Origin of the sequence: Costertonia aggregata, from assembly GCF_013402795.1 — a bacterium.
GTDB classification, from domain to species: domain Bacteria; phylum Bacteroidota; class Bacteroidia; order Flavobacteriales; family Flavobacteriaceae; genus Costertonia; species Costertonia aggregata.
The window spans coordinates 3,238,373-3,261,775 of record NZ_CP058595.1 but is presented as its reverse complement, the minus strand read 5'-3'; the positions used below and the strand labels follow the sequence as shown (position 1 = coordinate 3,261,775).

Below are 23,403 nucleotides of genomic sequence, written 5' to 3'. Positions count from 1 at the left end.
CGTTTTTTGAAAGTCTATTATACGTTTGCCCACTCAGGAACATAGGTCATGATTCATGCATCTTTTGTATGCAGATATAAGTTAAGATAATATGTAGTTGGAAGATACAGTGTTTCCTGGCATTCGCTAATTTAAACTTTCGTATTAGCTCTGTATCCTTATTGTTGTGCGTTTCTAGTTTCTCTTTTTCAATTCGAGTCCATCAATCCAAAAAATACCCGACTCAAAGAATTTCAGCTTTGCGATGGCTCTTTCATTGGATGAATTCTTAGAGTACCCATTTTTAAATTTTGCTTTGGTATCATTGAAATTTAACGGGTAATTATGGTCTATATCGGTATCCCCATCGGTTGTGAAATAAATGACATCATTCTTGACTCTATATCTCCCTTTTCCACTAATACTAGACTCAGTGGGTAAATTTTCATTTACCGGTAAGTTTGTTCCGTCAATCTGTCTAACTGAATATGAGTCGAAACGGAAAGTGCCATTTTGGTTTAATTTCAATAAAGATTGAACCGACCCACTTTTTAATACCTTTTCATATTCGCCGGTAATGTCATGCGATTGCGAACATGACCATAGGCAGGACATCATTAAGACAATTAACAAAATATATTTCATATTGGTGTCATTATTTTGAAGTGATTGATGCTGAAAATCAAGCATGCGATATGAACACTTACTTCTGTTTTAGATGTTCGTTTATTCACACTTTTGGTTTATATGGCCTCAGTTTTCTCGCCTGGCCTCTGATCCGTAAATATTTGTAGTAGGTTGCCCTCGAAACATCCAACCGCTCGCAAATTTCTGTGACGGTCATTGTTCCCTCCTTAAAGTACTCTTCACAAAGGACAGCTTTTTGCTTATTTTTCTTACTCAGGCCTTTGGGGGCGCCCAACACTTTTCCACGTCGTCTTGCCGATTCAAGACCTGCTTTGGTTCTTTCAATTATAATGTCCCTTTCCAATTGGGCAAGGGCCGCGAAAATATTGATAATGAATTCCGACTGGGAGGACTTTTTGGTAGTGTCAATGAAGGATTCGGTGATACTCCTAAATTTAACGCCCTTTTGATCCAGTTCCGACATCAATTTTGTAAAATGTATCAGGCTTCTGGCCAATCGGTCTAGTTTCCAAACCACAATAGTGTCACCTTCCCTAACATAATCCAGTAATTTGGTCAAACTCTTTCGTTCTTCTTTAGTGCTCGAAACCTTGTCCGTGTAGATGTTCTTTTGCTCGATACCTTCTTTGAGCAGCGCATCCAATTGCAAATTAAGACTTTGTTCTGCGGTACTTACTCGAGCATATCCAAAAACCATGAGAATAGTTTAATTATATGTAAAAAATTAAACTAATTAATTAGTACGAAGAAATAAACTTTTTAGAAGTAATGAACAATAAAAACCTAATAAGTTCAATAATACGGTAGATTAATTATACTCTTTACGTTACGCTTTTCGGATAAGGCTTAGTACTACCGTCAAACTCCTTAAAACTTAATCTATAAAATTAGAACTCTTTACAAAATCCGCTTTTTGTAAAGAGTCTAAATCAGAGACATAATCATTTTTCGAAATAGTCTAAAATTTTAATATATCATTTTTTTAGGCGAAATGTCATCTTGTGAATCCATAACCAATCCTTCTTTCTATTCATTCAAAGTTATATAATAGCCGTTGTCAACCCTTATCGATATTTCACCTTTCCTGAGTTTTTGATTGACCGAATCTGTATCCTCATAAGCATACAGGTATTTTTTACCTACTTTGAAAAAACTGACCAATCCCAACTCCCGTAGAGCAAGCATAATTTGACCATTATAAGACACGCCAAGCCTTTCGCAAAATGCCTTTCCGGTCAAATTAAGTGGTTGTATGTTTAGTTGATTACCCATTGAATCCAATGATTCCCCGCTTCTAGATATTTCTCGATTTCCTTTTCTTCTTCTTTCGCTTCCAACGGTCAAAATCCTCCAGTTCCATTTTAAACGGCGTAAAAGGTTCGTCCATCAGGCCATCTTTTTGAGCGCCTCCCAAATCGTATTTTGGTTTTTCACCAGTTTGGATTGCCCCTCCCTCAGCATCTTTTGTTTTTCCGACATCGTTCCTTGATGGGCCTGTATCTGAATTAACAGCTCCTTTATTTCCTTGTTCTGGATGATTATTTTCGAGAATAACTGTACGGTCTCTGATTTGTTCATAATCGATTTGTTTTATGATGTTGTTCCATGAATATTGTCGGCCCAGACTGCTCCCTTTGTAAATGACCCCCTCGTATTTGAAGGAAACACCGGAAACCCTACCCGTTGTTTTGCTGATATTGAATTTTGGTCGAATACCTTTTGACCGCAGCTGTTGGAGAAACTCTTCCGTATTGATGGAACTTTTTAGTGCCGCCCCCAACTGCTGTTGGAGTATGCTTTTGATAGGGGCGTTCCCAGTCCGTATCGCCTTTTCAACTTCTTTTTGGGTCAGCGCCGACTTTCGTCTAATCGTTGGGTCGGGCAGTTGTGAAAGAGCGTACTTATTTTCCAGCTTCCTAACCAGTCGTTCGCTCCGTTCGTAATTTTTACTATCACTAACTAATTCTCCGGAAAATTTTATCCGATTAGCCACGATATGAATATGCCGGTGGCTTTGGTCATCATGGCGATAGATGATATATTGGTTGTCATCGAATCCCATTCCCTTTAGATAGTCCTCCCCCATGGAAACGAATTGATTATCGTTCAGTTCTTCTCCGTGCGGTAGGTTTAGAGATACGTGGTAGACCGCTTTGCCGAGGCGCGGACGCAATTGTCGTATCACGTTGAACTCATCAGTCATTTCGACCGCGCTTCCCAAATCGATATTTGCATCTAGAACGACGGCGTCGCCCAGTTCCACTTTTTTTTGGTTATAAGCTAATAGTCCATAGAAATCTTTTCCGATTATTTGTTTGGCTATCATCGCTTTTTGATTTCGGACTTTAATTCATGTATGACTTTTCTCAATTTCCCCAACTGGTAAAACAAGCTTTTAGGCGCATGCATTCTTAGATGGGAGTTTCTTGTCAATTGGTTGATGTTGTTTCCGATACGGCTTAGCTCAACGAACAGCTGTCTGTTCTCCGGTGTTATCTTGGTTCGTGGAAGCGGTCTACTAGTTATCTTCTTGCGAACGTAATCTGGTATGCCCATTCCTAAAGTTGCCGCGTTACCAGAAACAATTAGGTATTCATTGACTGTCATCCGTACGTTGACCCGTATTGCCTTTAGTGATTCAATATCTTTTTTTGGCCGTGCCATAATTAAGGGGTTTGGGGAGGTTCCCCAACAAGACTCGCGAACAAAGTGAGCGGTTTTTGCTTGCAAAAACATGGCTTGCTACGTGACCTCCGATTAACTTAGACCAAACCTAAAACATATCGCAAGTCAATAAGGGCTTTGCCGTACATGGAGTGTTGTACGGTAAATGGATTCAGCAGAGTTTGACGTCCTCGAACAGAAGTTTAAGAGAAGTTTCGGCTTCTGGAACTTCAAAATAGCGTTGGGATTCCAAGACGAGATGTTGCAGTGCCGATTTATAGCGTGCCTTGGCATAACCGTTATCCTCATAAAATGTACAGGGGTCTTTGGGATGCACCTCTGTGGGAGTGGTAAGTGATTTCGCGCCCCTGTTCATATATTCGAACCGTTGGGAAGCCCTTCTATGAATACTCTCAAGCGATAGACCTTCAGGATATTTCGGGACTCTGTAATAAAGTTCTTCCAAGATTACGATAAAGGCTCTTCTTTTTGAAAGCTTTGGTTTTTGCGAAGCAATTCCGATAGCTTTTTGTGCATCGCGTACCAGACGCTCTGCCAATAGGACCTGTGATCGGGAATATTCTTTCCCGTTGACCTCGGGATGCTCCTCCTTCGTCAAATCTTTCAGATAGCTAAGCAGTTTTTCTGACGAGATCATAATTTAGGACCGCCCCGGCGTTTGTTTATGGTTTGAGTCCGCTCCAAGGCAATTTCAATGGATTTGGCAAGTTTATCAGAACGAAGGGAGAGGCCTAAAAGGTGTTGTTGTACTATCCAACCCGCCAACAAATAATCGGCCATGGTAGTCTTGCTGGGCCATAACTTGGCCTTTATGATAAGATTTAGGAGTAATTGTTCGTGGGCATCGAGACCATAGCGGGCATTTTCCAATTCCTTATCAAAATTTTTGAGATAAGCTTCGGGGCGTGGTTTCTTTTCTTTCACGGTTTTCTCCACTTTTTTCCATTGGGCCTGCGTCGAAAAATGCGCTGTTAAATAAGCTACGGAGAATCGGCCATATTCCCATTTCCGGTATGAAGTGGTCTGGTCCAAGAGTTCCATTTCTACAAAATCCACTAGCGGTTCATTAGACAATGGCCGTTTCAAGTCATATTCAATATTGTGAAGTGCTTCCAGCTGTGCTTTCGTGGTATCATCAAGGTTATTCATCAGATGTCTTGCAAAAGTATGGGATAGGTTGAACAACGGTTGTTTATCTTCCAGAATTGCCTTTAATAGCAGTTGTCTTTGCTCTTCGGATACCTCGTCATAATGAAGTCCATACGTAAAAATGGTTGCAATAAGAGTTTTTAGTTGCCCTTCCGAAAGCGTGGTCTCTTTGTGTGAAGGGGAAAGACCTGCCAGTTCACTCATGACCTCGCCGAACGAATGTCTGCCTATTGGCTGACTAAAATCCAATACTTTATATAGGGTTTCCGACATGACTTAAATGTAATCAATGTAAATTATTCTCAACCCTTAGGCGAGGGAAATTCCGTTCTCATTCTCCAATCCAATGCCTTCATCCCTTCTAAAAATTCTTGGATTTCCTTGACCAAATCTTCATAGGATGGGGAATCCCCATAAATCATTTGCTCTTGCATTGTTTTATAATCTGCCTTCCAATCGTCCTCATACCCAAGGGATGGGATGGGTCGTATGTCCTGTGGGTGATGCAGGTTATAATCGACCCCACCGAGTTTTGTGAATATATACCTATGGTTTACTATGGTTTCATATAATTCTTGATTGTTGATGGCATTGGCCGCAAATTCTGTTTTTGATAATTGGTAAATGTCGTATAAGTGACGGCTTAACCTGTCAACCCTAACCTTCTCCTTAGGACGCTGGAATTCCTCATGCAGTAAGAACAGTTTTTCCAAAAAAGTCCTTTCAGGGGTTACCGACGGAACATTAACTGGAGGCTCAACAAATTCGGCATTTGGATATTCTTCGTCCACGAAAGACTTTATCGGCGTTAAACTAAATGGTTCTCTTAACGAGCGACAGCCAATTTCAACCTGGACTCTTGGTTGGATATATCCAGGGGATTTGGTCAGAAATGGATAATAGATTTCTATGATACGGGGGTCTTGGTCGCTTGATTCGGCCTGAATGATGTTGAAACCCACATCCTTAAATCCGTTCTTCTGAAATCGCTCTTGTAACTCAGGGTAGAATTTCCCAGAGAGATAGGAGCTGGTTTCCTTCCGTAATTTGGTCAATTGTTTTTTTGATAGTTCCCCGGAGTATCCAAAAAATTCACGGTCAACAGCAAGGTCGATATCTTCACTGAATCGACCTATCAGTTTCCAAGCTTTGCTTGGCGACGTCCCGCCTTTAAAGACCAAATGTTCAGATATCCCCATTCCAAAGACTATCTTCAAGGTCTGGACGACCCACCAATCTTTTTCAACTGCAAAATCCGGTATTCCCGTTTTGTTTTCTATATTTTTAAAGATGGCAAGCCAATCTTCTTTGGGTATATCGTAAAATTTAACTTTATCCATTCTCCAAGCTCTTTTCCATGATTTTACGGATCCATGCCGGAGCCAATGCTATATCGTGAAGCAGGTCTTTTTGATCCTCTTTTTTCAAGAGGTCTATAATTTTTGCTTCTTCTCCTTCCGTTAATTGGTCTTTTCCAATTTCACGAAGGGCCTGTATGACCAGCCTGCTTATCTCCCCTTTGGCCGATAGATTCTTAGGGGTAGTTTTCTTTAATTTTATGCTTCGCTTCCCCAACTTTATTTCCCGGGGAGCTCCATCGGTAAGAAAGACAAGTTTCATGGGGACTTGTGTACTAAGCCCCAATGCGCTTGAAGCATATACCCCGGTAGGCACTAATCGGATCTGGTCTCTTTTAGCTATGGCCCTAGCAATTTCCTCTGCCGTTGGCAACACCTCTCCCACATATTTACTTGTCTTTGGGCGTACATAGATTCCTTGGGCTACCCTTTGAATAAAGCCCTCTTTCTCAATTCTATGGAGAGCCAAACGTATAGCTTCGGATGAACCCAATCTCCTAAAATCATCGGGAAACAATAAATCTCCCCGCTTCTTTTTGGAAATGGCTTTTTTTATTTTGGACTCAACGCTCTGCATAACATACATATCTTATTTGTAACAAATTTAGTAAATTTTTGTTACAAAATAGGTTTGGCTGTTATTCTAATCCTGGAATAGTTGTATTCAATTTTATTACAAAAAAATCCGGTCCAATATCTTAAGGCTAGAAATCAACAGTACGAGTATCGAACAGGTTTTAATACTATGGAACGGAAGAACACATTCTGCAAAGGTATGAAAGCCTTTTTCAGGCTTTTATACTTTTGCTTTGCGTTTCGAGAAGGTTATGTGAAGGCAAGCCGATAAGGCGCAGCTTTTACATAACTTCCGCAGAAACCATGGGGAGGGAAAGAAAGAGATAGGTCAATAAGAATGGACGCCCAAATGGTACGATTAGGAATACGAACTTGACCACCGTTTTCTTATATAATATCCCCAAACCGATATCTCGATAGCACCAAAGAGCCATACCAAATCTTTGATAAAGGGTATGCCGACCATAATGAAAAGAAAGAGCAAAAACGGGATTCTCAGGAAACGTTTGAACCTAAGCAATCCCTTGATAGTGATGACCATGAAAATAGTAAAGCCCAGAAAAGGCAATTTTTGATATAGAATCTCTAGTGATAGCATATAGTTCTCGCTTAAAAATTTATTTCAGACACCTATCGAGTTTACCTTACCCGATTCCAAATTCACAAATGCCCCGTGCTTCTGTATCTGCTTATGGTACAACAGCCGAAACAGACAGTCGGACGCATGGGCAACCAATACATCGTTAATAAACAAAGACTGCTCATTCAACTTATCGGAGTAGGCGCATCCCGCTCCCTGTAAGTTCGGGGTATCGTGCGCATCCAAATCGGGAAAAAAGTCGATGATGTTTTTCAGTTTGTCCACCATTTCAAAATCTTCCCGTTCCATTTTTCGCTCCTCATTGAACAAGGTTCCCAAAACAAATTGCCCTGTATTTCTGCTATTGCCTAAATCCAACCAATAGTACCCATTGGCATAATCGGAGCCTTTGTGGGGTTGTCGAATCGATTGCGCCAATTGTACCCGAAAAGAGGCAATGTCAACGCAAGTGATAATAATATTCGCCCGTACATCCTCGCTATCGGGCAATGCATCCATCGGGATGCCTTCCCATTGAAGCCCAAACGTCATATTGACCTTGCATACGGCATTAACGACTTTGTATTCCCCAATATCCGATACCGTATAAAGTTGCCGTCCTACATTGTTAGGCTCTACCTTATCGGAATCATAGGCAATAACATGCAACCCTGGGTGTCCTACTTGCCGTAGGGCATAATCTATCCTTGCCAATCTTGCGAGCATCAATGAGCCTGTTCCACCGACCCCTATCAACGCAACCGTAATGGGATGTGTCGGGTTATAAAAATAGTTGGGGGCAAAGTGTATCCTAGTTTTCATAGAGTTGGTTTAAGGTCATTTTGTTGGCTATCAATACTCCATCGTCAAATGAGGGTTTCTCAAAATTTTGCTTCATTACGTTCACTATGTTACCTTCGACCAAATTGTTGTGGTGCGTATCGGTAAAAACGGAACGGAAAAACTGTTGTTCCACAAAACCCATTACGTCCTCGTAGTATTCAAATTCATCATAATCCATTGAGGCATTGCCCATGCATACCTTACCATGACTACCTATATTCAGCAATGGGGCATGGTATAAGGAGGTATCTTCCGTTAGGGATTCCTTTCGGTTCAGGGCGAATACTTTTAAACTGTTGCCTTCTAGTTTAAAAATCAATTTGGGCAGGGGGTATTTTCCCGAAGGGATGCCCGTTTGGGCATCGAAGTAAAGCATCCGTTGTTTGGGATGTACGTACCATATCAGTTGGAAATTACCCTTAAAATCGAAGTGTATCAGATTCCGTGGAAGCATTCCCTTGAAGCGGAACTTTATCAGATCGCCCTCTAGACAGGTGAAAATATTTCGGGCGGTGTCCTTGGTCAATGGCATCCCTGCGGTCAATTTTGTTCCTGCCACTTCATGGTATGAAAAGTAGTGGTCGTTGCGATAGTTCTCGTCTTCCCGTTCATATCCGATGATTGCAAATTTTGGCAAAAAGTGATCTTTGGCGTTCAATACGGCTATTTGTTCCATGTGCTAGAGTTCGTTTAAAAGTTCGCTCAGGTCGTTGATAAATTCTTCCAATTGGTTCAATCGATAGGGAATGCCATCATCGAAGGGTTCAATATTTCCGTTTTCGGCAACGGTATGTTGATAAGCGGATATGATATCATAGTCGTTCGAGCAATCGTTGAGCATTTGAATGTAACCATTGGCAAATGCGCTATCTTCCCTATCGACCGTAAGAAACGATTCCCAATGCTCGAACATACAGTCATATCCATCCTTGACCGTTAACAGAAATGGCACTTGAAAATCGATGGTTCCTGTTTTGAGCAATAATGTTTTGATTTGTTTGTAAATCGGTTTTCGGGGTTGGTATTTGTCCAACAGGGTTTTCCAATCCCTCATTTCATAGGCTTCCAAAAAGTTCCTGTTCCTTGCATAGAAGTTGGTCGAATGGTTCTTGACGATTTGCTTGTTGTCCTTGTAGTTCTCCATATCCTCAAAGAGAAATTCCCAGAGCCAGTCGATTCTCGATTCACAGCTTGGGAACAGTCCACCGTAAGGCAGGCTTTTAACAAAAGACAGCAGAATGTGAAAGAGTGTCCGGTTTCGATGCCTTAGTTCAATAATTGGACGGACGGGAATAAAGTACACCGTACTGCGGTTGCCGATGAACTTCTTCAATATCAACCTTAAGTTTCCTTCGTCTCTAAGAACTTCGATATGATCGATATTGCCCCTTGTCCTCAACCTATGGGTACATCTTAGCACTACATCGTGCAAACTATCGGATGGCATAAATTCCCAATGGTCGATGCTGCCCGTGAACTTTCGGGTAACGGCTAACATCAAACGGGCAAGTTCCTTCATGTCAGATTCGTATTCCTCGCTTACCAAGGGTTGGGAAAGAACGGGCAAAAGTGTTACGTCAGAAACGGAAAAACCTTTGGTTGCAGTACTTTTGGTCTTTGCGTTCCCCTTTGATAGTGTTTCTGCTGTACCGCCCGAAACAATCGGTCGTGAAATATTGTTAAATCGCTTGGGGTGTTCAATTTGTATTTCGGCTTGCATTGGTCTTGTCTTAAAAATTCGTCTATGTTCATCGGCCTATCCCTTTGTTCCCGCCAAGGTCTTGAAATGGATTTCATGGTAACCGTTAACAATACCCTTGTCCATGATATTTGCGTTGGTCATTTCTGCATATAACTGTGAATAGAAATCCATTACCTGTTCATGGCTCAAATTGTTATCGATATCGTCCAGTACCAAGGTTTGGTTGTTCCCGTCCTGAAATATGTATTTGCGTTCTATCGTTGCTACTTCCATTGCTCAAAGAGGTTTGGTGATTCGTATGCTTTCATTTCCTTGACGACTTTCTGCGCCTCTTTATGGTTCGGGTCTATCCTCAAAATCTCATTGGCGATGTCCGTTGCCTTTTTGTGATCGGTCATGGGATTAAAGCCTTTTTCCTTTAGGAGTTGCTTTAACTCGATCGCCTTTTTGGAAGCGGATTCCTTTTTCTTTTTCGCCTGTTGGGTTTTTTGCTCGGTTTCTTGTAACGACTTCTCAAAGGCAGCAGTATTTCTAAACAGGGTTTTGGTCTGTTCCAAGGGTTTTTGGAGTATTTGAAAGAATTTCTCGTCCACTTCCATAACGTTTCCCCTTAGAGTAAGTGGTTTTAGGGATTGTAGTGCCTTGTCATTTGCACTTGATTTGGGAAGTACAGATACGCTGACCGTCTCATCATCGAACAGAATACTGATTCCGTACTGTTCGACACCCATCTGTTTCAGGGTCGAAAAAAAATTGCTCATCTTGAAGGGTTATTTACTTGTGACACAATTACTTAACTACCTTTAAGATACGCCCAAACCTCCAGTATTACCTGTAAAATTCGATTAAATGCTACCCTTGACTTCTTTTCTCCCTATCCACAAAAAGCGCCCCGAAGGGGCGTTGGAACAGGTGTCAATCTATTGGTGTTGGGCAGTACATCCATACTTGTCTGGACGGGCTGAGCGGCCAATAAATTCTTACGAAAATAATCGGCAATAGCTTTCTAGACATCAAATAATGGATAGTGTTATTGATGCTATTAAGGTGTCCCTTAAAAGGTTAATTCTCGAAACTATTAAAAAAGACCAAAAATGGAACACCCCGTGAAAAGGAAAAATGCTTTTGGAAACAGTTCCATAAAAAGGCTGTTTAACAAAACCATCCAATATAAGATTCAGGATATTTGTTGGTCAAACGTTTAGAAACGCATATTACTCGAATAATGTGCTTGTCAAACAATAAGAGCTCCTTATCTAAGGGGATTTGATATCTTAGTTCCGCACGTAAAGATGTAAAGATCATATGATTTATATTCCTACTATGTGCTTAATATTGACAAACCACCGAAAATAACTATTTACATTTAGTTAAGGACTTTATTAATAAAATCTTGTAACCTTTTTTCGAGTGTATCTTCGTATAGACACCAACCAAATATGGATTGATTTAATGAAAGCTGAACAGAAACAAATTTCCAATGATTTAACCAAGTCGATTAAACACAAAGGTTTTTTATTTGACCTGATTATATACACCTCCGTAATGTTTCTAATAAGGGAAATTTATTTTCCGAGTGTAGGTTTTATAATCAACGGACTTTTTTGGTCATTTACAACTTTCATCATTGCTACTTGGCGGATGAAAGTCCGGAATGTTTCGTGGAAAGATTTAGGACTGCGCAAACCTGAAAGTTTCAAGAAAACTTTATTTGTCACTATTGGTATTTTAATAGCGATTGTTCTTTCCATAATGGCATTCGAGATGATTAAAGATTACCTACCCTTTTCATTGGAGCAAAAAAATTATTCTGAAAATTCAGCATCTAAATTTGGAAATCTTAAAGGAAATTGGTTACTATTTTTTACAATTATGCCAGCGGTTTTACTTGAATCTATGTTGGAAGAATTGTTAGACAGAGGTTTCTTAATAAACTGGTTTGAGAAATTATTTTCTCAAACCACAATAGCCACAATTCTTGCAGTAATACTACAAGCCTTAATTTTTGGGTTTAGGCATTCTTACGATTTGTCAGATAGGTCTATTAGAGTTAGTCTTATTGGTCTAATAATGGGAATTGCCTATGTGAAATTTGGAAGAAATTTATGGCCTTTAATTATTGCTCATTGTGTACTTAACACAATGTCAATGATGGATAGAGTTTAATATTTTAAGATTGTACCGAAATGAAAATTCAAAATTTAAACGATAGACCTGATTTTGACGAAAATTGTCTGGAGCCTTTCCTAAAAATGTAGCCTTTCCCATTTTAGGACACTGCTAAATTCATAAAACTATTATTATTGAAGGCTTCCCTGTTTTCTACTCTTTCCTCTTTGAATCCACAGATTTCAATCAGCGGGAAAACCGCATTTCTGGGATTAAAAAATGACGAAGAAAGGGAATGTCAAACTTGAATGTATTATTTTACCCCGCCCGTTTCCGTTTAAGTGTTTTGATTTCATGTTTCAAAACCTGCATTTTTGCTATTTTTTCATCAGGAAAACCAACGGCTGTTTTTTTTCGATGGGTTTCCAAAGTACGTAGGTTATAGTTCAAATCAAATTTTTTCGATTTGATTTCCCGGGCTACTTTTTGACATAACTTGACAAGTTGCAAGGCCAATTTCTCCGGGTCGAAACGCTGCTGTTTTCTACCGGAAACGTGTATGTTTTTAAATTCCAATCTAAAAGAGTAAAGATAATGCTCGTTTGAAGGTACATAGTCGGCCTGAAAAACGAGATTCGCATTTAACGATGGAAAATGGGCTACCCGCTGGTGTTTTTGAACGTTCAAATTTAGCTTTGAGTGTTCTACGATCTTAAGACCTAGATTTTTGATAAACTCATTGGGCTCCTTGGTCATTAGTTCTTTGGATACAAGAACGGAATCTGAAATTAGATTGTTCAGTCCTTCCTTTAATCGGGACGAATCCTCGAATGCATTTTCATCCATGGGCAAGTTGAACGTTTTTATTACTTTTTGCGCGCTTTCCAGCTCGACCAATTGTGAGATGATATGCTTGTTCTCCTTTTCGATTCGTTCAATGGCCTTAAAGGAATTTGCTTTGTTCAGTTCGTGCAATCGCTTCTGCGACTGTAAAAACTTAAGATCGTCGGAAAGTTTTACCAATTGAAACTGATCCATATCCCCAATTAGTGCGGCCTGCATTTGTTCGTAGGAGAGACTTTTGTCATCGGGAACAAGATCGTCATAAACACGTTTGTTCGTGTCGGCTTCTCGAATCTGTTCCCGAAACTTTTCTTTATGGGTGTTCAGGGAATAAGAAAAGATATCGGTGGAATCCTTGACGCCGTAGAACCGTTCCACTACTGTATTACCATAAATTTGCGCCACTTCATTGCCCTTTCTTAGACCTCGTCCGGCCCGTTGGTCAAAAGCATCTGGGGAATAGGGAATGTCCATATGAAAGATGCCCACCACCCTCTTTTGAATGTTGGTCCCTGTGCCTAAAACTTGGGTGCTTCCCAAGGCCACACGAATTGAACCACTTCGAATTTTTTCTTGCATTTGGTCTGTTCTGTTCTTCGCTTTTTCCTCTTGAGCCAATGCAATTTCATCTACAGGAATGCCGTAGTCTTCTTGTAGTATCCCGCGTACCGCATCATAGGAATTATTCTGGCCGGGTTTCCAAACGTTCAAGTCGGAGAATACCAAACACACCCCTTTGTGTTTCGATGTTCTTTTGTAGAGTTCGGCTACATCGCGACAGAGCCGTTGCAGTTTGAACTGGTCAAGTTCCGTAAATTTTACGGCCATATTATCCTTAGCAAGAGGGTCGATCAAAAGCGACCTATTGATGTTCAAAGCGGTAATATGGGCGGATTTCATTTGCTCATCATCATATATGGGCAATTTGAAAAGTGCCTTTTGGTTCCGGTTCTTGGTAAAGTCTAGAGAGGCCTGTTTGAGTTCTTCATAGGCCGGAGTGGATTCTAAAATTACAAACTCCCTATCAGTTTCTAAATCATGGGTCTTGAAATGATTGTCACGACAGATGTGGGTAAAGGAATTGTACATCTTGCTCAACTCGGGGAGGTTGGTATAATACCGAAAACGTGCGTGCATCCGTGGGTCGCCAAAAATATTGGGTTCAATACTTACGCTTTGCTTTAAAAAAATAGAGGCCCATGCATCGAAATTAAAGATGTTCTTACGTTTCAATGCCGATGGTGTCAAGTAGCGTTGATAGGCATATAGTTCGGTAACCGAGTTCTTTAGAGGTGTACCGCTGTAAAAAAAGATGTTATTATCCATTCCCATCCGCGCATGAATGGATTTAATACTGATTTCAAGGTCGAGGTTTCTTTGACTGTCGGAATGATTGTTAAGACCCGATACGTTCTGGTGCCGTGTCGTAAAACCGATATTCTTAAAGTAATGTGCTTCGTCGATCATCAGGGCTTCGATGCGCAAATCACTCAAGGTGGTTTCGGTTTCCGTCGAACGCTCTTTCAACTTTTTCAGGTTGGCCTGTAGCTTGTCTTCCAAGTGTTCCTTTCGCTTGATCATACCCTTGATCAATTTCTTGGATTCCTTACCGTTTCCATATTGCTTTGCCGTTTCCAAATCTTGTTCTATCATCTCGATTTTTTCTTCCAAGGTCTCCAGTACAAATCTTCGCTCTTTTGGTATTCGTTTTAAATGCCCATGTTCGGCGATAATCAGGTCAATGGTCTTATTGTTTTTTAAGGTGCGTAAGGTTTTGGGGCGTTTGCTTTTGGCCATATTCTTGGAACTCAATCGAAGAATGTTCAATTCAGGGAAGTTTGCCCTGATTTCCGCTTCGATTTGTGGTGCTACGCTTTTCAAGGTGAGTAACATTGTGCGTTCACTTTTCCCGTGTTGTTTCAATTTATAGCCCAGCATGGCCATGGAAAGGGTCTTGCCTTTGCCCACCTGATGGTCGTTCAGTGCACTCCCTTTGGTAAGACTGAACAAGGTGGAATCGATTTGATGCTGATAGGGCGGATACACCAAGGTTTCCGGAAATGTGAGCCAACCCTTGGGTACGGAAATATTGACGTCAGCTAGAAACGCCTGGTAATAATTATCTTCGATGGTGGCTTTCAGTTCTTGACGCCCCTCGATAAAGGATTTGAAATGCAGCTGTAATTCTTCGTACAGATTTTGTGCCATCAAGGTAGCGTCCTTATCCAATTTCCGAATCGTCTTACCGGACCTGTCCTTGTAAGAAGTGAAAATGACCGGATACCTGTTTTCCGCGAAGTGTTGCAATATCCGTTTATAGCTTGCCTTGACTTCATGGTTCAGAACTACACTGAAACGTTCATGTGCCTCCAAATTATAATCCCTTGGGAACAGTAGTGTCAAGGTCGAATTGAACTGACCTACATTGATCCGCACTTTTTCATTGATGAGTTCCTCTAAAAAGGATTCCTTAGCGGTAGTCGGGATAAAATGACTTTCGAAATTGAACTCGATATCATTTAAGTCTAGTTTTACGGGTAACATATCTGCAAGGGCCTGTTCTATTTTTTCCGATTCGATTCCATATGGTGGGGGATTGTTCCGGACATAATCGATTTTGTCCTGGATGTAACCACTGGAAAATAGAAAATAGGGAACAGTTCTGTATCTAGTTTCGGATTCCGAATCGGGTTCCAGAAAAAAGGAACGGTTTTCGAGTCCGCTCAGCAAAAGGTTTTTTTCATTGGTCTTGAACGCTTGCGCTATTTCGCCGATATCGATGTTTCCATTTTGGTCAAACTGGTACCTCGCCATTGCTTCGGGATTCTCAAATCGTTTTTCATCTGCCGTTGTATGTAGTTGTTCCTTGGTTCCCGGTATTTGTTCCTCTACCCGTTCTACGGGCTGCGGTCGTAAAAATCGTTGCAGGGTAAATTCAGGGTTTTTACCATAGCCCTGGCCTGCTATCTTTTTCTCGAACTGTTGACGGACCTGTTCAAAGTAATGGTCTTCTTTCAGAAAAATAAGATGTTGTTTCAGCGAACCCCATTTGAAATGGAAAGTGTCCAATTGATAATCGATATCTTGGAAACGCTTGGTGATGTCCTTTTCCGAAAGTCTACCTTTTTCTATATTTAAGAGTAAAAGAACGAGGTCGTTCCGCATACGGGCGTAATCCTGTACCAGCTCCGTGATTTTATTCGGCACCTTTCTAGTACTATGAGGGTCTGTATAAAAAAGCACAGCTCCCTTTTCGTCAAAATTATAGCTGCCAAAAAATAATCGGGTAAATTGTTTGGCATCTGCGTCGTGCAATGCTATAGGTACGGAACCAACTTCCAATTGAGAAGGCGGTGCTGCTACGGCCTTCTCCTTTACGGGTGCTGATGCTTCGGGAACGGTTTTATGAATCTTTTCGGTAGTACGAGGTGCAGCAATTTGTTCAAAATCAAAGCTATTGGCCTGCCGTTCCAAAAACTCGTTTAGGGACTTGCCGTCAGGTTCAATGACCATGCTCGGCCGGTTATGGAAAAAGCCCAATTTCGGTACACCGTTAACCTGTTCGGTATTCGTTTTAAAGAACCGGTTCGTCCCAAACCGCTGTCCGTCCAGTTCAATACTTTCCGTTTCCACAAGTTGCATTTCACTTTCGGAAAGAACGCTTTTGTTCGATGTCTTTCGATAGACCAATAAATCGGATACAACCTTTGTCCCTTCATTGGAGAATAAATCAGTATTGAAACGATTGGCCAGAAGCAAGTCGTTTTCGAATAAAATCCTTTGTCTGAAATCAGTATAGGCACTTCGTTCGGCAAAGGCGGAAGAGGTGATCAAAGCCGTAACACCGCCTTGTCGTGCCATTTTGGGCGCGTAGACGTTAAAATAGTTGCCAACGTTCTTAAGCGGACCTTCCGTTAGATAATCGTGTTGATAGGCCTTGGTAATCGGAATATCCCCAAATGGAATATTGGTCATGACCAAATCGAATTGTCCTTGCTTATCATAATTTAAATAGTAATCCTCGAACGGGATGTTGAGAACGGTTACCTTATCACTTCTTACATTGTTGGCCTTCATTATTTCGAAGGATAGAATATCCGGTTCCAAAGCGGTAATCTCAGCATTGGGGAAAGCTTTTTTTAGTTGCTGAACGTAAGCCCCGTTTCCTGCTGAAGGTTCCAATATGGTCTTTGGTTCAAAACCATTTTTTTTCAGCAGATTGATCTTATACTCGATGATAGCTTTTGGGGTGTAATAGCTGGTAAGATGGTACCGTTTAAGGGAATCGAGAATTTCCTTTGAAGTTTCCGGAAATGCTTGTTGGATAGTTTCTAACAGCTCATGGCCTACGTTTTCCTTTCCTTTTGGAGGATAGAACAATAGCTGCCCCAATGTTGCCAAACCACCATTATTGATATAAAAGTTATCAGGATTGGCCGTTTTTATCGCCTCAAGAATGCGGGCCAATATATCATTATTCATAGCGGACTATTGAAGGGATTTTAAAATGGCTGCCCGTCCCACGGGCTCTTTTTCATTTAGCGCGCCATAGATTTTTAGCAGTTCGTTGTTGGCGTGTTCAAGGGCAATCGGCCCGGTATGTCCATCATCAAGAAACTGTTCTTGTAATTGGGCGTGGACAATGTGGGCGTTGATGGCGAAATCCAGTCGGTATTCGGCAACGTCAAGATGCGCTATCAGGTTCGGATATTCCTCTAAGGCGTGATAGCAAAAATGATGGTCCGGCGTACAATCGTCCTTGACAATCTGGTTTTCCCAATTTTTGATGGTTTCCGGATGCTTCGCTCTAAAAGCTATAGTGCTATCGGTAAGTAAAAGTTCTTCTTGTGACATCATATTAATTTTATAGAGATTCGTTTGATTTATAAGCCAATTCCAAATCGGTTTCCCGACTCGCTAGAGGACTGTTAAGCTCAATAAGACGGTCGTACAGCATATTCTTGAATACCATTGCCGCGCTCAAATCAGCGAAGCGGCAATCGATGTGACATTCTTTTTCGGATAAGATGGTTAGCCTAAACGCCTTTTCATCCGTGTATCCGGTGCCATGGACTATGGTATCAGTAGCTATGTCCATTACATCCATAATACTATCCATAAAAAATATGTCGTTCAGAATAGTGTTACCCATCGGGTCGGTAATTTTGATTTCAAATAACATAGGTTCAAATCGGGATTTTAAAAGTTTTTTGTTTGTGTGACTTTGCAGGTTTCGATGCAGTATTACGTTCGCGAGATGCCATATACGCTGGGTAATAATTAGGGTATTCCTCCTTTAACGATGCAATCGGCCTGTACGCCGGGAGCTTTGGTTTGTGCCCATGTTTCATCAAGGCGTAAAATGTCTTGCCGGAACCGTAATGTTCATGAAGCACTATTGCGGTTTTGGTGCCGTGAACAGGAATTTCTTCTGTCTTGACGAAAAAGTCTTTCTTCCTTATAACATCGTTTACGACCTTATACTTCAGGAGTTTGGAAACATTTTTAGATGCCAAAAAATCGTCAAGCGAAGTCCATTGTTTGAGAGTACCACTGTAGCTTTCTACAGCTGTCTTTTTTAAAAACAGTTTGTCATTAAAGGTGCCCAGGGAAAGACCCATTTTAGTTTCGGCAAAAGCGGCGATGAATCTTTCCCCAAGTAGGGAACGGAACTCCTCCGCTGAAAAATAAACTCTGTTTTGGTCATTGCTCACGGCAAGGTAGGGTACCAATATGACATAATCCTTATGAATGGTGGTCGGTACGAACAATTCGTTTTTACCCTCTTCAATACGTAGTGGCAACCCATGGCATAGCTGCTCGATACTATCGGTCGGTGGCGCGATTTTTTGAATTCCGTTTTGCAAGAACTTATTCCGCGAATACATAGCTTGCAAAGCGGCATTAAAAAATCCAAGTAATTTTTCTTGGATAGCCGTATCCAAATACGACACGTCTTTATGAAAATAGCGATGTTTCATAAGGAGTTTATCGGATTCGGAAGGATATATACGTTCTATAAGTTTTAAGTATTGTGAATCGTCATTGGTATGCCAGACCGGACAATTGTGCACTTTGTTATAGGACAGGTAATTTTTGTTTTCGGATTTGCAATACCCCAATAAAATAGTCCTCAAAGCTGTATCGCCTTCCAAAAAGGTAATACGTCCTATCGGAGTGATAGTCCGGTCTTTTTGAAATAAAAGGTCTTTGTTCTTTAAGCGCTTTAATTGTTGTTTTATCGCCGTATTGATAAAACCGGATTCGGCCAACTCCAAATTTCGAACATAACGGAGTTTTTTCAGGTCGTTCAGCTCATCGGTTGGATTGACCTTGTACTCGAACTTTCGGAACGTACTGAAATTAGGGTCGAGAAAACGGGACACCAAGTTCCTGACTTTGTAAAATAGTTGTATCGGATTGCGTCTGTCGAGTTTCATTTTCATGGCTTATCGGTAATTCGGGTTCTTCAGGTTCAGATACACCTCATATTTCAGATTGAAAGATACGGTCGGGTCGATTCGCCGGCCATTTTTAATGACCTCGTAATGCAGATGGGGCCCGGTCGATATTCCGGTACTGCCCACAGTTCCTATAAAATCATGGGCACCGATGGCCTCTCCCTCCACAACCACGACCGATTCCATATGGCCATAAAGTGTTTGAAAACCATGGGCATGGGAAATCACGATGTGGAGGCCATGACCTTTTGGGCTGTTTTCGATACGTATGACCTTTCCAGCGGCGGTAGCGTATATCGGGGTGTTCTTTGCGGCCGCCAAATCGACACCAAAATGTTTTTTGGAAATTTGGTGTACGGGATGGTAGCGTTTGCCATAAGGACTTGAAAGCACGTAATGTTCGCGAAATAACGGAACAGCCGAAGGAACACTATCCAGAACTCCGGGATGCAACAGAAGAAAAGGTTTTATTCGTTCTACTTGTTGAAAACGCTCCATTTCGAGGAACAGTTGACTAAGTTTCCGATAGACCATCACATTTTCCCGTGTCTTGTTTTCAGAAACTTCGGAATCTTGCATTACTGCCCCAAAGTACTTAGGTTCTTGAACATCCCCGTAGAAAAGACGATTGGCAACAAAACAGAGAAAGAACAACCCGACGAAAATCCAGTAGGCAGTATTCTGAGGGGTGAAATATTCGACATCATCCGAGTTGGTCACATCGCCCACTTTTGTCGCATACCCCCTTATCTTTTCGAGAGTTCTTTTCTTAATACTTTTCCACAAGCCCATCGTTTTTCTTTTATAAAAGTTTTGACACTTCAACAAATTTATTATATTTGCTGTAATAATTGCAAATATATGTAATTTTTACACACATGAAAAATAAGTGGCGAAAATTTGACGAAACTGTAAATCTGGTTTTCCTAATGGAATATTTCGGAATATCGGAAAAGCGGAAAACGCACAAGTATATTAGCTATGGAACCCATGGCACCAGTTACATACTCATTAGCACGGATTTGGGTTATCGGTACTATAGGCCAGGTGCACCTGAAAGAAAGTGTACTCCGTTTGACTTTATATTGGAGCGTATTTCACGGAACGAGGCAAATACTAAATTAGGACTTTGGTCAAGGCTCGATGCATTCTATAATTCCATCGTTAAAAAACCAGACTTTTTTCTGAACGGTACATGGAAGAATACCTTAGAGACCGTTGCGCTGGACTACAACCATTTCAACGATTTCGATTCGGAATTCTCGTTGACCGAACATCCTGTCCGGTCGGCAGATTTGCAAATCTTCGAGAACAGGGTTTTTGAAAATCCAAAAGGTCAAATCTATTTTCCGTACCGAAATCTCGCCAACAACCTTACGGGATATGTCACGGAACTGGAAGGAAAACTATCCCTACTGGCCGAAAGCGATATATCGGAATCCGTTTGGTTTAGCGAAGTTCCTAAGACCATTAAAAATTTGGTCGTATTGAAAAACCCAATGGAGGCCTTGGCATTCCAAAAAAGATTTCAATTGGAAGACGTGATTTTTCTGGCACTTTCCGATATCAATTACAGTAGCTCGAAAATACTCCTGCAAATCTTAAAACGTACCAAGTTGAAAAAGATGGTGCTGAGTTTCACGGGTTCCTCGAAAATCGAAGGCTATATACAAGATTTGATGCTGATATCCTTTATCAATGATTCCCGCTTTTTGGTCAGGGTAGACAAAGATCATTTGACCGTCAAATTTGAACCCGAGGGGCAGAAACCCTTGGCAAAGTTGCACAATGAGATCCTGAAATACAATGGCGGTCTGATGAAGGAATATCTGAAGTTCAATAAAATTACCGACCAGTCCCTACTCGATAGAAAAAGCATCGTTCTGAATCAAGAAAAGGAGTGGGTAGCCTGCCGAATTCCCTATGAGGTAAATGCGTTGCGTTATTTTCTTTGGAGCTATTACCGCAACTATATGCATAAGATCATAGAAATAGTAAAACCAAAAAACACGAATTGGACCTTAGAGTATGAAGAAAACGGTACCTATAAGGGAGCCGATAAATTAAAGGCCTTTAAAATGGCCGTATAAAAAAAGGGGGCGCTCCCGCCCCCTTTTATCCTTAATTCAAAACATGAAAAATGGAAATCTCATGTTAAGAATTACAAAGTTAACAATTGTTTATTAATCCTTAATTTAAAACTTGAAAAATGGAAAATCAAGCAGAAAAGGTTTACGTAAAAGTGAACCAAAGGTGGCAACGAGCCACGGTAACCGGAGAACAAAACGGCAAGGTGTCCGTTATGACCAATGACGGGCAGTCGTTCAACCTGCCCAAAAACAGCAAATATTTTGAACCTATCGTCTCCAAAGAGCAAAAATTCGCTTACGGCGATGTCAAGGAACAGCTGGAGGGTCAATATATCAGCTACGCAAAGCTCCCTGAAAGCGTTCGAGATAACTTGGTAGAGGGGAAAGAGTATTTTCACGAGTCTACCTATATCTCAGAGGGAGAACTCAAAGAGGGCGCGAAAATGGTTCAGATGGTCTACGACCGTAATCTTGGCTCTCGTCTAGATGTTCAGTACCGAAGAAACGAGGCGGTTACTTTGGACAAAGCCAAAGCCTACAACCATCATTTTAGTGCCGACGAATTTGAACGCATGGTGGACAAGAAAGAGTTCGTGGTATTTCAAGGAAGTACCAATGACGGGGAGGTATTTCAAAAACTGGCCTATTACGAACCAAGGATACAGGACATCCGAACCAAATCCGCTCTTTCTACCAACACCTATTTCTATGGAGAGAAATTGACGGCAATACAGGCCGATGCACTGAACAAGGGCCAGGAATTGGAAATGGTCATCAAGAGCAAAAAACATGGCATCAAGCCCTATTTGGTATCCTATTCTCCGCGAAGGGAATCCTACATTACCAAAAATGTCGACTTGGCTAAAGCCAAGAACATCGAGGTACATCAGGAGGGAAAAAAAAAGCCCCGCAGCCGAGGCATGAAAGTCTGATGGACTAGCGATCAGGCAGTATTTGGGCCGTTCATTCTGGACGGCCTTTTTTCACAATCCAATTCAATTTACAAAAGATATACCGCACTCCATTGGAGACATACGGTGTAGCTCTCTTCTCAACTATTATGATAAACTATTCCCAGAATCCTTTACACTATAAACGGTTGATTGCACAAATCAATGAAGATATCGACTTTTCTGGCTATCTGAATGCCCAAGGGTATCAGCTCTTAAAGAAAAGTACGGGTTCTCGGGAATTCAAAAAGAATGATGAGCGTATCGTGTTGCAAATCAAAAGGCAACCCGTTACCTATTTCAATCGCAACGACAGTTCGGACAAGGGACGTTTTTTCAAATTCTTGCATATGCGTTCCGCAAATTTCTATGAAGCCATAAAATCGGGATTAGGGGCAATCGGGCAAAGCTATCCGGCGGCCAATATTCACACACCTCAAAAAAGCATCAAGAACTTCATAAGCTTAGAGGAACGTTATAACATCCAACCCTTGACCAAACCCTTCTATCTGACCGAGGGTCGCAATCTTAGTCCGGCAACGCTCCGATCTGAAGCCTTTAAAGGTAGAATTTTTAATGCCTTTCATATCAATGACGAGCAAGGTCGCATTGCCAATATTGCCCTTCCGAAATATGGAATGGACGGCAGTATCAAAAATTACACCTTGTACAATCGACCGTATCGGGACAGCAAAGATGGTAAAACCAAAAAGTTCCGGTTGTTCCTCAACGAACGTTACGAATACCTTTTTGTTTCAAATCCAGAAGTTAAGGCGGAGAAAGTGGTCTGCGTAGAAAGCGGGTTTGACGCCATGGCCTATCATGAGCTACATGGTTTTCCCAAGGCCTTTTACATTTCGATGTCAGGCCATATCGATAATCGCAAGTTGGAGCAGTTCTTTCAATGGAACACTTTTGTTGGTGGGACCGCTAATCTACCGATTCATTTGGCCTTTGACCATGATATCGAAGGAATGCGCTATGATCTTATGGTACTGAGCGCTTGGATCAATCGATGGTCGGATCGTGTTTTTATGGAGCTTGATTGGAAGCGACCCGTAATGATGGTTCAACTGGACTATAGGTCCAAATCCCTGACCGAAATGGAGCGAGATGTGGACTTTATCAATAAACAGATCGCCAGTGGTCCGGAAGGGATGGCAAAAGTCCTTGAAAAGGCGATTTGTTTTAAGGACAAGGTGGTTTGGGAACTCGATCTTGACAAAATACAACGATTTCCACACCTATCACGAGACTATTGGAAGAGGGTAATCAGCATCCTTTCTGTCTCTTTTACAAGAGATGGTATTAAAATGGACAAATCCCACACCCGCAACGATTGGAACGATGAACTGATTTCGGTAAAAAAAAAGTCCGATTGTCACTTAGCCCATCTGTAATACAAAATAAGGTGGAAGAACAAGGGAAGA

At 41.2% G+C, this 23,403-nt stretch carries 24 protein-coding genes; 4 read left to right on the top strand and 20 right to left on the bottom strand.

The genetic code is table 11. From position 1 onward, the window contains the following. Positions 1-174: 174 nt before the first annotated feature. From HYG79_RS15070 to HYG79_RS15000, 15 genes are all read right to left on the bottom strand, one after another. Positions 175-624: a hypothetical protein gene (locus HYG79_RS15070; RefSeq protein WP_179242894.1), complete on the bottom strand. Its 450-nt coding sequence runs from the start codon at positions 622-624 to the stop codon at positions 175-177. 85 nt (positions 625-709) lie between these two features. Then, positions 710-1,324, bottom strand: a complete 615-nt coding sequence (locus HYG79_RS15065) for a recombinase family protein (protein WP_179242893.1) — start codon at positions 1,322-1,324, stop codon at positions 710-712. A 329-nt stretch (positions 1,325-1,653) separates the two neighbouring features. Continuing rightward, positions 1,654-1,899 carry a hypothetical protein gene (locus HYG79_RS15060; protein ID WP_179242892.1) on the bottom strand — a complete coding sequence of 82 codons (246 nt, stop codon included), beginning with the start codon at positions 1,897-1,899 and terminating at the stop codon, positions 1,654-1,656. 22 nt (positions 1,900-1,921) lie between these two features. Next, positions 1,922-2,953, bottom strand: coding sequence for a relaxase/mobilization nuclease domain-containing protein (locus HYG79_RS15055; RefSeq protein ID WP_179242891.1), 1,032 nt, complete (start codon positions 2,951-2,953; stop codon positions 1,922-1,924). Further along, entirely contained in the window at positions 2,950-3,291 is a 342-nt protein-coding gene (locus tag HYG79_RS15050; protein ID WP_179242890.1) for a plasmid mobilization protein, read from the bottom strand. The genes HYG79_RS15055 and HYG79_RS15050 overlap by 4 nt, the downstream gene beginning before the upstream one ends. Before the next feature lie 172 nt (positions 3,292-3,463). After that, complete coding sequence (locus tag HYG79_RS15045; protein WP_179242889.1) at positions 3,464-3,949, bottom strand: hypothetical protein; 486 nt, start codon at positions 3,947-3,949, stop codon at positions 3,464-3,466. After that, positions 3,946-4,734 (bottom strand): hypothetical protein, encoded by a 789-nt coding sequence (locus tag HYG79_RS15040; RefSeq protein WP_179242888.1) that lies wholly within the window; start codon positions 4,732-4,734, stop codon positions 3,946-3,948. Before HYG79_RS15040 ends, HYG79_RS15045 begins: the two co-directional genes overlap by 4 nt. A gap of 29 nt (positions 4,735-4,763) precedes the next feature. Beyond that, positions 4,764-5,801 carry a nucleotidyl transferase AbiEii/AbiGii toxin family protein gene (locus HYG79_RS15035; protein WP_179242887.1) on the bottom strand — a complete coding sequence of 346 codons (1,038 nt, stop codon included), beginning with the start codon at positions 5,799-5,801 and terminating at the stop codon, positions 4,764-4,766. Beyond that, a complete protein-coding gene (locus tag HYG79_RS15030; protein WP_179242886.1) occupies positions 5,794-6,396 on the bottom strand; it encodes a DUF6088 family protein in 603 nt (200 codons plus the stop codon). The genes HYG79_RS15035 and HYG79_RS15030 overlap by 8 nt, the downstream gene beginning before the upstream one ends. Before the next feature lie 357 nt (positions 6,397-6,753). After that, on the bottom strand, positions 6,754-6,993 hold the full coding sequence (locus tag HYG79_RS15025; protein WP_179242885.1) for a hypothetical protein: 240 nt from the start codon (positions 6,991-6,993) through the stop codon (positions 6,754-6,756). A 24-nt stretch (positions 6,994-7,017) separates the two neighbouring features. After that, positions 7,018-7,797 carry a PRTRC system ThiF family protein gene (locus HYG79_RS15020; RefSeq protein WP_179242884.1) on the bottom strand — a complete coding sequence of 260 codons (780 nt, stop codon included), beginning with the start codon at positions 7,795-7,797 and terminating at the stop codon, positions 7,018-7,020. Beyond that, positions 7,787-8,494, bottom strand: a complete 708-nt coding sequence (locus HYG79_RS15015) for a hypothetical protein (protein ID WP_179242883.1) — start codon at positions 8,492-8,494, stop codon at positions 7,787-7,789. The genes HYG79_RS15020 and HYG79_RS15015 overlap by 11 nt, the downstream gene beginning before the upstream one ends. 3 nt (positions 8,495-8,497) lie before the next feature. Beyond that, the gene (locus HYG79_RS15010; protein ID WP_179242882.1) at positions 8,498-9,538 is read right to left on the bottom strand and encodes a hypothetical protein; all 1,041 of its coding nucleotides are present in this window, start codon (positions 9,536-9,538) and stop codon (positions 8,498-8,500) included. A gap of 36 nt (positions 9,539-9,574) precedes the next feature. Further along, on the bottom strand, positions 9,575-9,793 hold the full coding sequence (locus HYG79_RS15005; RefSeq protein ID WP_179242881.1) for a PRTRC system protein C: 219 nt from the start codon (positions 9,791-9,793) through the stop codon (positions 9,575-9,577). Further along, the gene (locus HYG79_RS15000; protein ID WP_179242880.1) at positions 9,784-10,281 is read right to left on the bottom strand and encodes a PRTRC system protein E; all 498 of its coding nucleotides are present in this window, start codon (positions 10,279-10,281) and stop codon (positions 9,784-9,786) included. The genes HYG79_RS15005 and HYG79_RS15000 overlap by 10 nt, the downstream gene beginning before the upstream one ends. A 691-nt stretch (positions 10,282-10,972) precedes the next feature. Between HYG79_RS15000 and HYG79_RS14995 the strand changes: the two genes are divergently transcribed. After that, on the top strand, positions 10,973-11,686 hold the full coding sequence (locus tag HYG79_RS14995) for a CPBP family intramembrane glutamic endopeptidase (protein ID WP_179242879.1): 714 nt from the start codon (positions 10,973-10,975) through the stop codon (positions 11,684-11,686). A 261-nt stretch (positions 11,687-11,947) separates the two neighbouring features. On the opposite strand, the gene HYG79_RS14990 is transcribed toward HYG79_RS14995, so the two are convergent. From HYG79_RS14990 to HYG79_RS14970, 5 genes are read right to left on the bottom strand one after another with little or no spacing between them, the layout of a single operon-like run. Continuing rightward, complete coding sequence (locus HYG79_RS14990) at positions 11,948-16,954, bottom strand: DEAD/DEAH box helicase (protein WP_179242878.1); 5,007 nt, start codon at positions 16,952-16,954, stop codon at positions 11,948-11,950. A gap of 6 nt (positions 16,955-16,960) precedes the next feature. After that, a complete protein-coding gene (locus tag HYG79_RS14985; RefSeq protein WP_179242877.1) occupies positions 16,961-17,326 on the bottom strand; it encodes a hypothetical protein in 366 nt (121 codons plus the stop codon). A gap of 10 nt (positions 17,327-17,336) precedes the next feature. Continuing rightward, on the bottom strand, positions 17,337-17,654 hold the full coding sequence (locus HYG79_RS14980; RefSeq protein ID WP_179242876.1) for a hypothetical protein: 318 nt from the start codon (positions 17,652-17,654) through the stop codon (positions 17,337-17,339). Between the two features lie 4 nt (positions 17,655-17,658). Further along, positions 17,659-18,918 carry a hypothetical protein gene (locus tag HYG79_RS14975; RefSeq protein WP_179242875.1) on the bottom strand — a complete coding sequence of 420 codons (1,260 nt, stop codon included), beginning with the start codon at positions 18,916-18,918 and terminating at the stop codon, positions 17,659-17,661. 3 nt (positions 18,919-18,921) lie between these two features. After that, positions 18,922-19,725 (bottom strand): M23 family metallopeptidase, encoded by an 804-nt coding sequence (locus HYG79_RS14970; protein ID WP_179242874.1) that lies wholly within the window; start codon positions 19,723-19,725, stop codon positions 18,922-18,924. A gap of 86 nt (positions 19,726-19,811) precedes the next feature. Between HYG79_RS14970 and HYG79_RS14965 the strand changes: the two genes are divergently transcribed. The 3 genes from HYG79_RS14965 (at position 19,812) to HYG79_RS14955 (ending at position 23,373) form a co-directional block, all read left to right on the top strand. Next, on the top strand, positions 19,812-21,023 hold the full coding sequence (locus tag HYG79_RS14965) for a hypothetical protein (protein ID WP_179242873.1): 1,212 nt from the start codon (positions 19,812-19,814) through the stop codon (positions 21,021-21,023). Between the two features lie 119 nt (positions 21,024-21,142). Next, positions 21,143-21,955: a hypothetical protein gene (locus tag HYG79_RS14960; protein WP_179242872.1), complete on the top strand. Its 813-nt coding sequence runs from the start codon at positions 21,143-21,145 to the stop codon at positions 21,953-21,955. 128 nt (positions 21,956-22,083) lie between these two features. Next, complete coding sequence (locus HYG79_RS14955; RefSeq protein ID WP_179242871.1) at positions 22,084-23,373, top strand: toprim domain-containing protein; 1,290 nt, start codon at positions 22,084-22,086, stop codon at positions 23,371-23,373. The last annotated feature ends 30 nt before the right edge of the window (positions 23,374-23,403 follow it).

Coding starts and splice junctions, on each gene's coding strand:
- HYG79_RS15070 (WP_179242894.1), bottom strand. CDS start 624: ATGAAATATATTTTGTTAATTGTCTTAATGATGTCCTGCCTATGGTCA.
- HYG79_RS15065 (WP_179242893.1), bottom strand. CDS start 1,324: ATGGTTTTTGGATATGCTCGAGTAAGTACCGCAGAACAAAGTCTTAAT.
- HYG79_RS15060 (WP_179242892.1), bottom strand. CDS start 1,899: ATGGGTAATCAACTAAACATACAACCACTTAATTTGACCGGAAAGGCA.
- HYG79_RS15055 (WP_179242891.1), bottom strand. CDS start 2,953: ATGATAGCCAAACAAATAATCGGAAAAGATTTCTATGGACTATTAGCT.
- HYG79_RS15050 (WP_179242890.1), bottom strand. CDS start 3,291: ATGGCACGGCCAAAAAAAGATATTGAATCACTAAAGGCAATACGGGTC.
- HYG79_RS15045 (WP_179242889.1), bottom strand. CDS start 3,949: ATGATCTCGTCAGAAAAACTGCTTAGCTATCTGAAAGATTTGACGAAG.
- HYG79_RS15040 (WP_179242888.1), bottom strand. CDS start 4,734: ATGTCGGAAACCCTATATAAAGTATTGGATTTTAGTCAGCCAATAGGC.
- HYG79_RS15035 (WP_179242887.1), bottom strand. CDS start 5,801: ATGGATAAAGTTAAATTTTACGATATACCCAAAGAAGATTGGCTTGCC.
- HYG79_RS15030 (WP_179242886.1), bottom strand. CDS start 6,396: ATGCAGAGCGTTGAGTCCAAAATAAAAAAAGCCATTTCCAAAAAGAAG.
- HYG79_RS15025 (WP_179242885.1), bottom strand. CDS start 6,993: ATGCTATCACTAGAGATTCTATATCAAAAATTGCCTTTTCTGGGCTTT.
- HYG79_RS15020 (WP_179242884.1), bottom strand. CDS start 7,797: ATGAAAACTAGGATACACTTTGCCCCCAACTATTTTTATAACCCGACA.
- HYG79_RS15015 (WP_179242883.1), bottom strand. CDS start 8,494: ATGGAACAAATAGCCGTATTGAACGCCAAAGATCACTTTTTGCCAAAA.
- HYG79_RS15010 (WP_179242882.1), bottom strand. CDS start 9,538: ATGCAAGCCGAAATACAAATTGAACACCCCAAGCGATTTAACAATATT.
- HYG79_RS15005 (WP_179242881.1), bottom strand. CDS start 9,793: ATGGAAGTAGCAACGATAGAACGCAAATACATATTTCAGGACGGGAAC.
- HYG79_RS15000 (WP_179242880.1), bottom strand. CDS start 10,281: ATGAGCAATTTTTTTTCGACCCTGAAACAGATGGGTGTCGAACAGTAC.
- HYG79_RS14995 (WP_179242879.1), top strand. CDS start 10,973: ATGAAAGCTGAACAGAAACAAATTTCCAATGATTTAACCAAGTCGATT.
- HYG79_RS14990 (WP_179242878.1), bottom strand. CDS start 16,954: ATGAATAATGATATATTGGCCCGCATTCTTGAGGCGATAAAAACGGCC.
- HYG79_RS14985 (WP_179242877.1), bottom strand. CDS start 17,326: ATGTCACAAGAAGAACTTTTACTTACCGATAGCACTATAGCTTTTAGA.
- HYG79_RS14980 (WP_179242876.1), bottom strand. CDS start 17,654: ATGTTATTTGAAATCAAAATTACCGACCCGATGGGTAACACTATTCTG.
- HYG79_RS14975 (WP_179242875.1), bottom strand. CDS start 18,918: ATGAAAATGAAACTCGACAGACGCAATCCGATACAACTATTTTACAAA.
- HYG79_RS14970 (WP_179242874.1), bottom strand. CDS start 19,725: ATGGGCTTGTGGAAAAGTATTAAGAAAAGAACTCTCGAAAAGATAAGG.
- HYG79_RS14965 (WP_179242873.1), top strand. CDS start 19,812: ATGAAAAATAAGTGGCGAAAATTTGACGAAACTGTAAATCTGGTTTTC.
- HYG79_RS14960 (WP_179242872.1), top strand. CDS start 21,143: ATGGAAAATCAAGCAGAAAAGGTTTACGTAAAAGTGAACCAAAGGTGG.
- HYG79_RS14955 (WP_179242871.1), top strand. CDS start 22,084: ATGATAAACTATTCCCAGAATCCTTTACACTATAAACGGTTGATTGCA.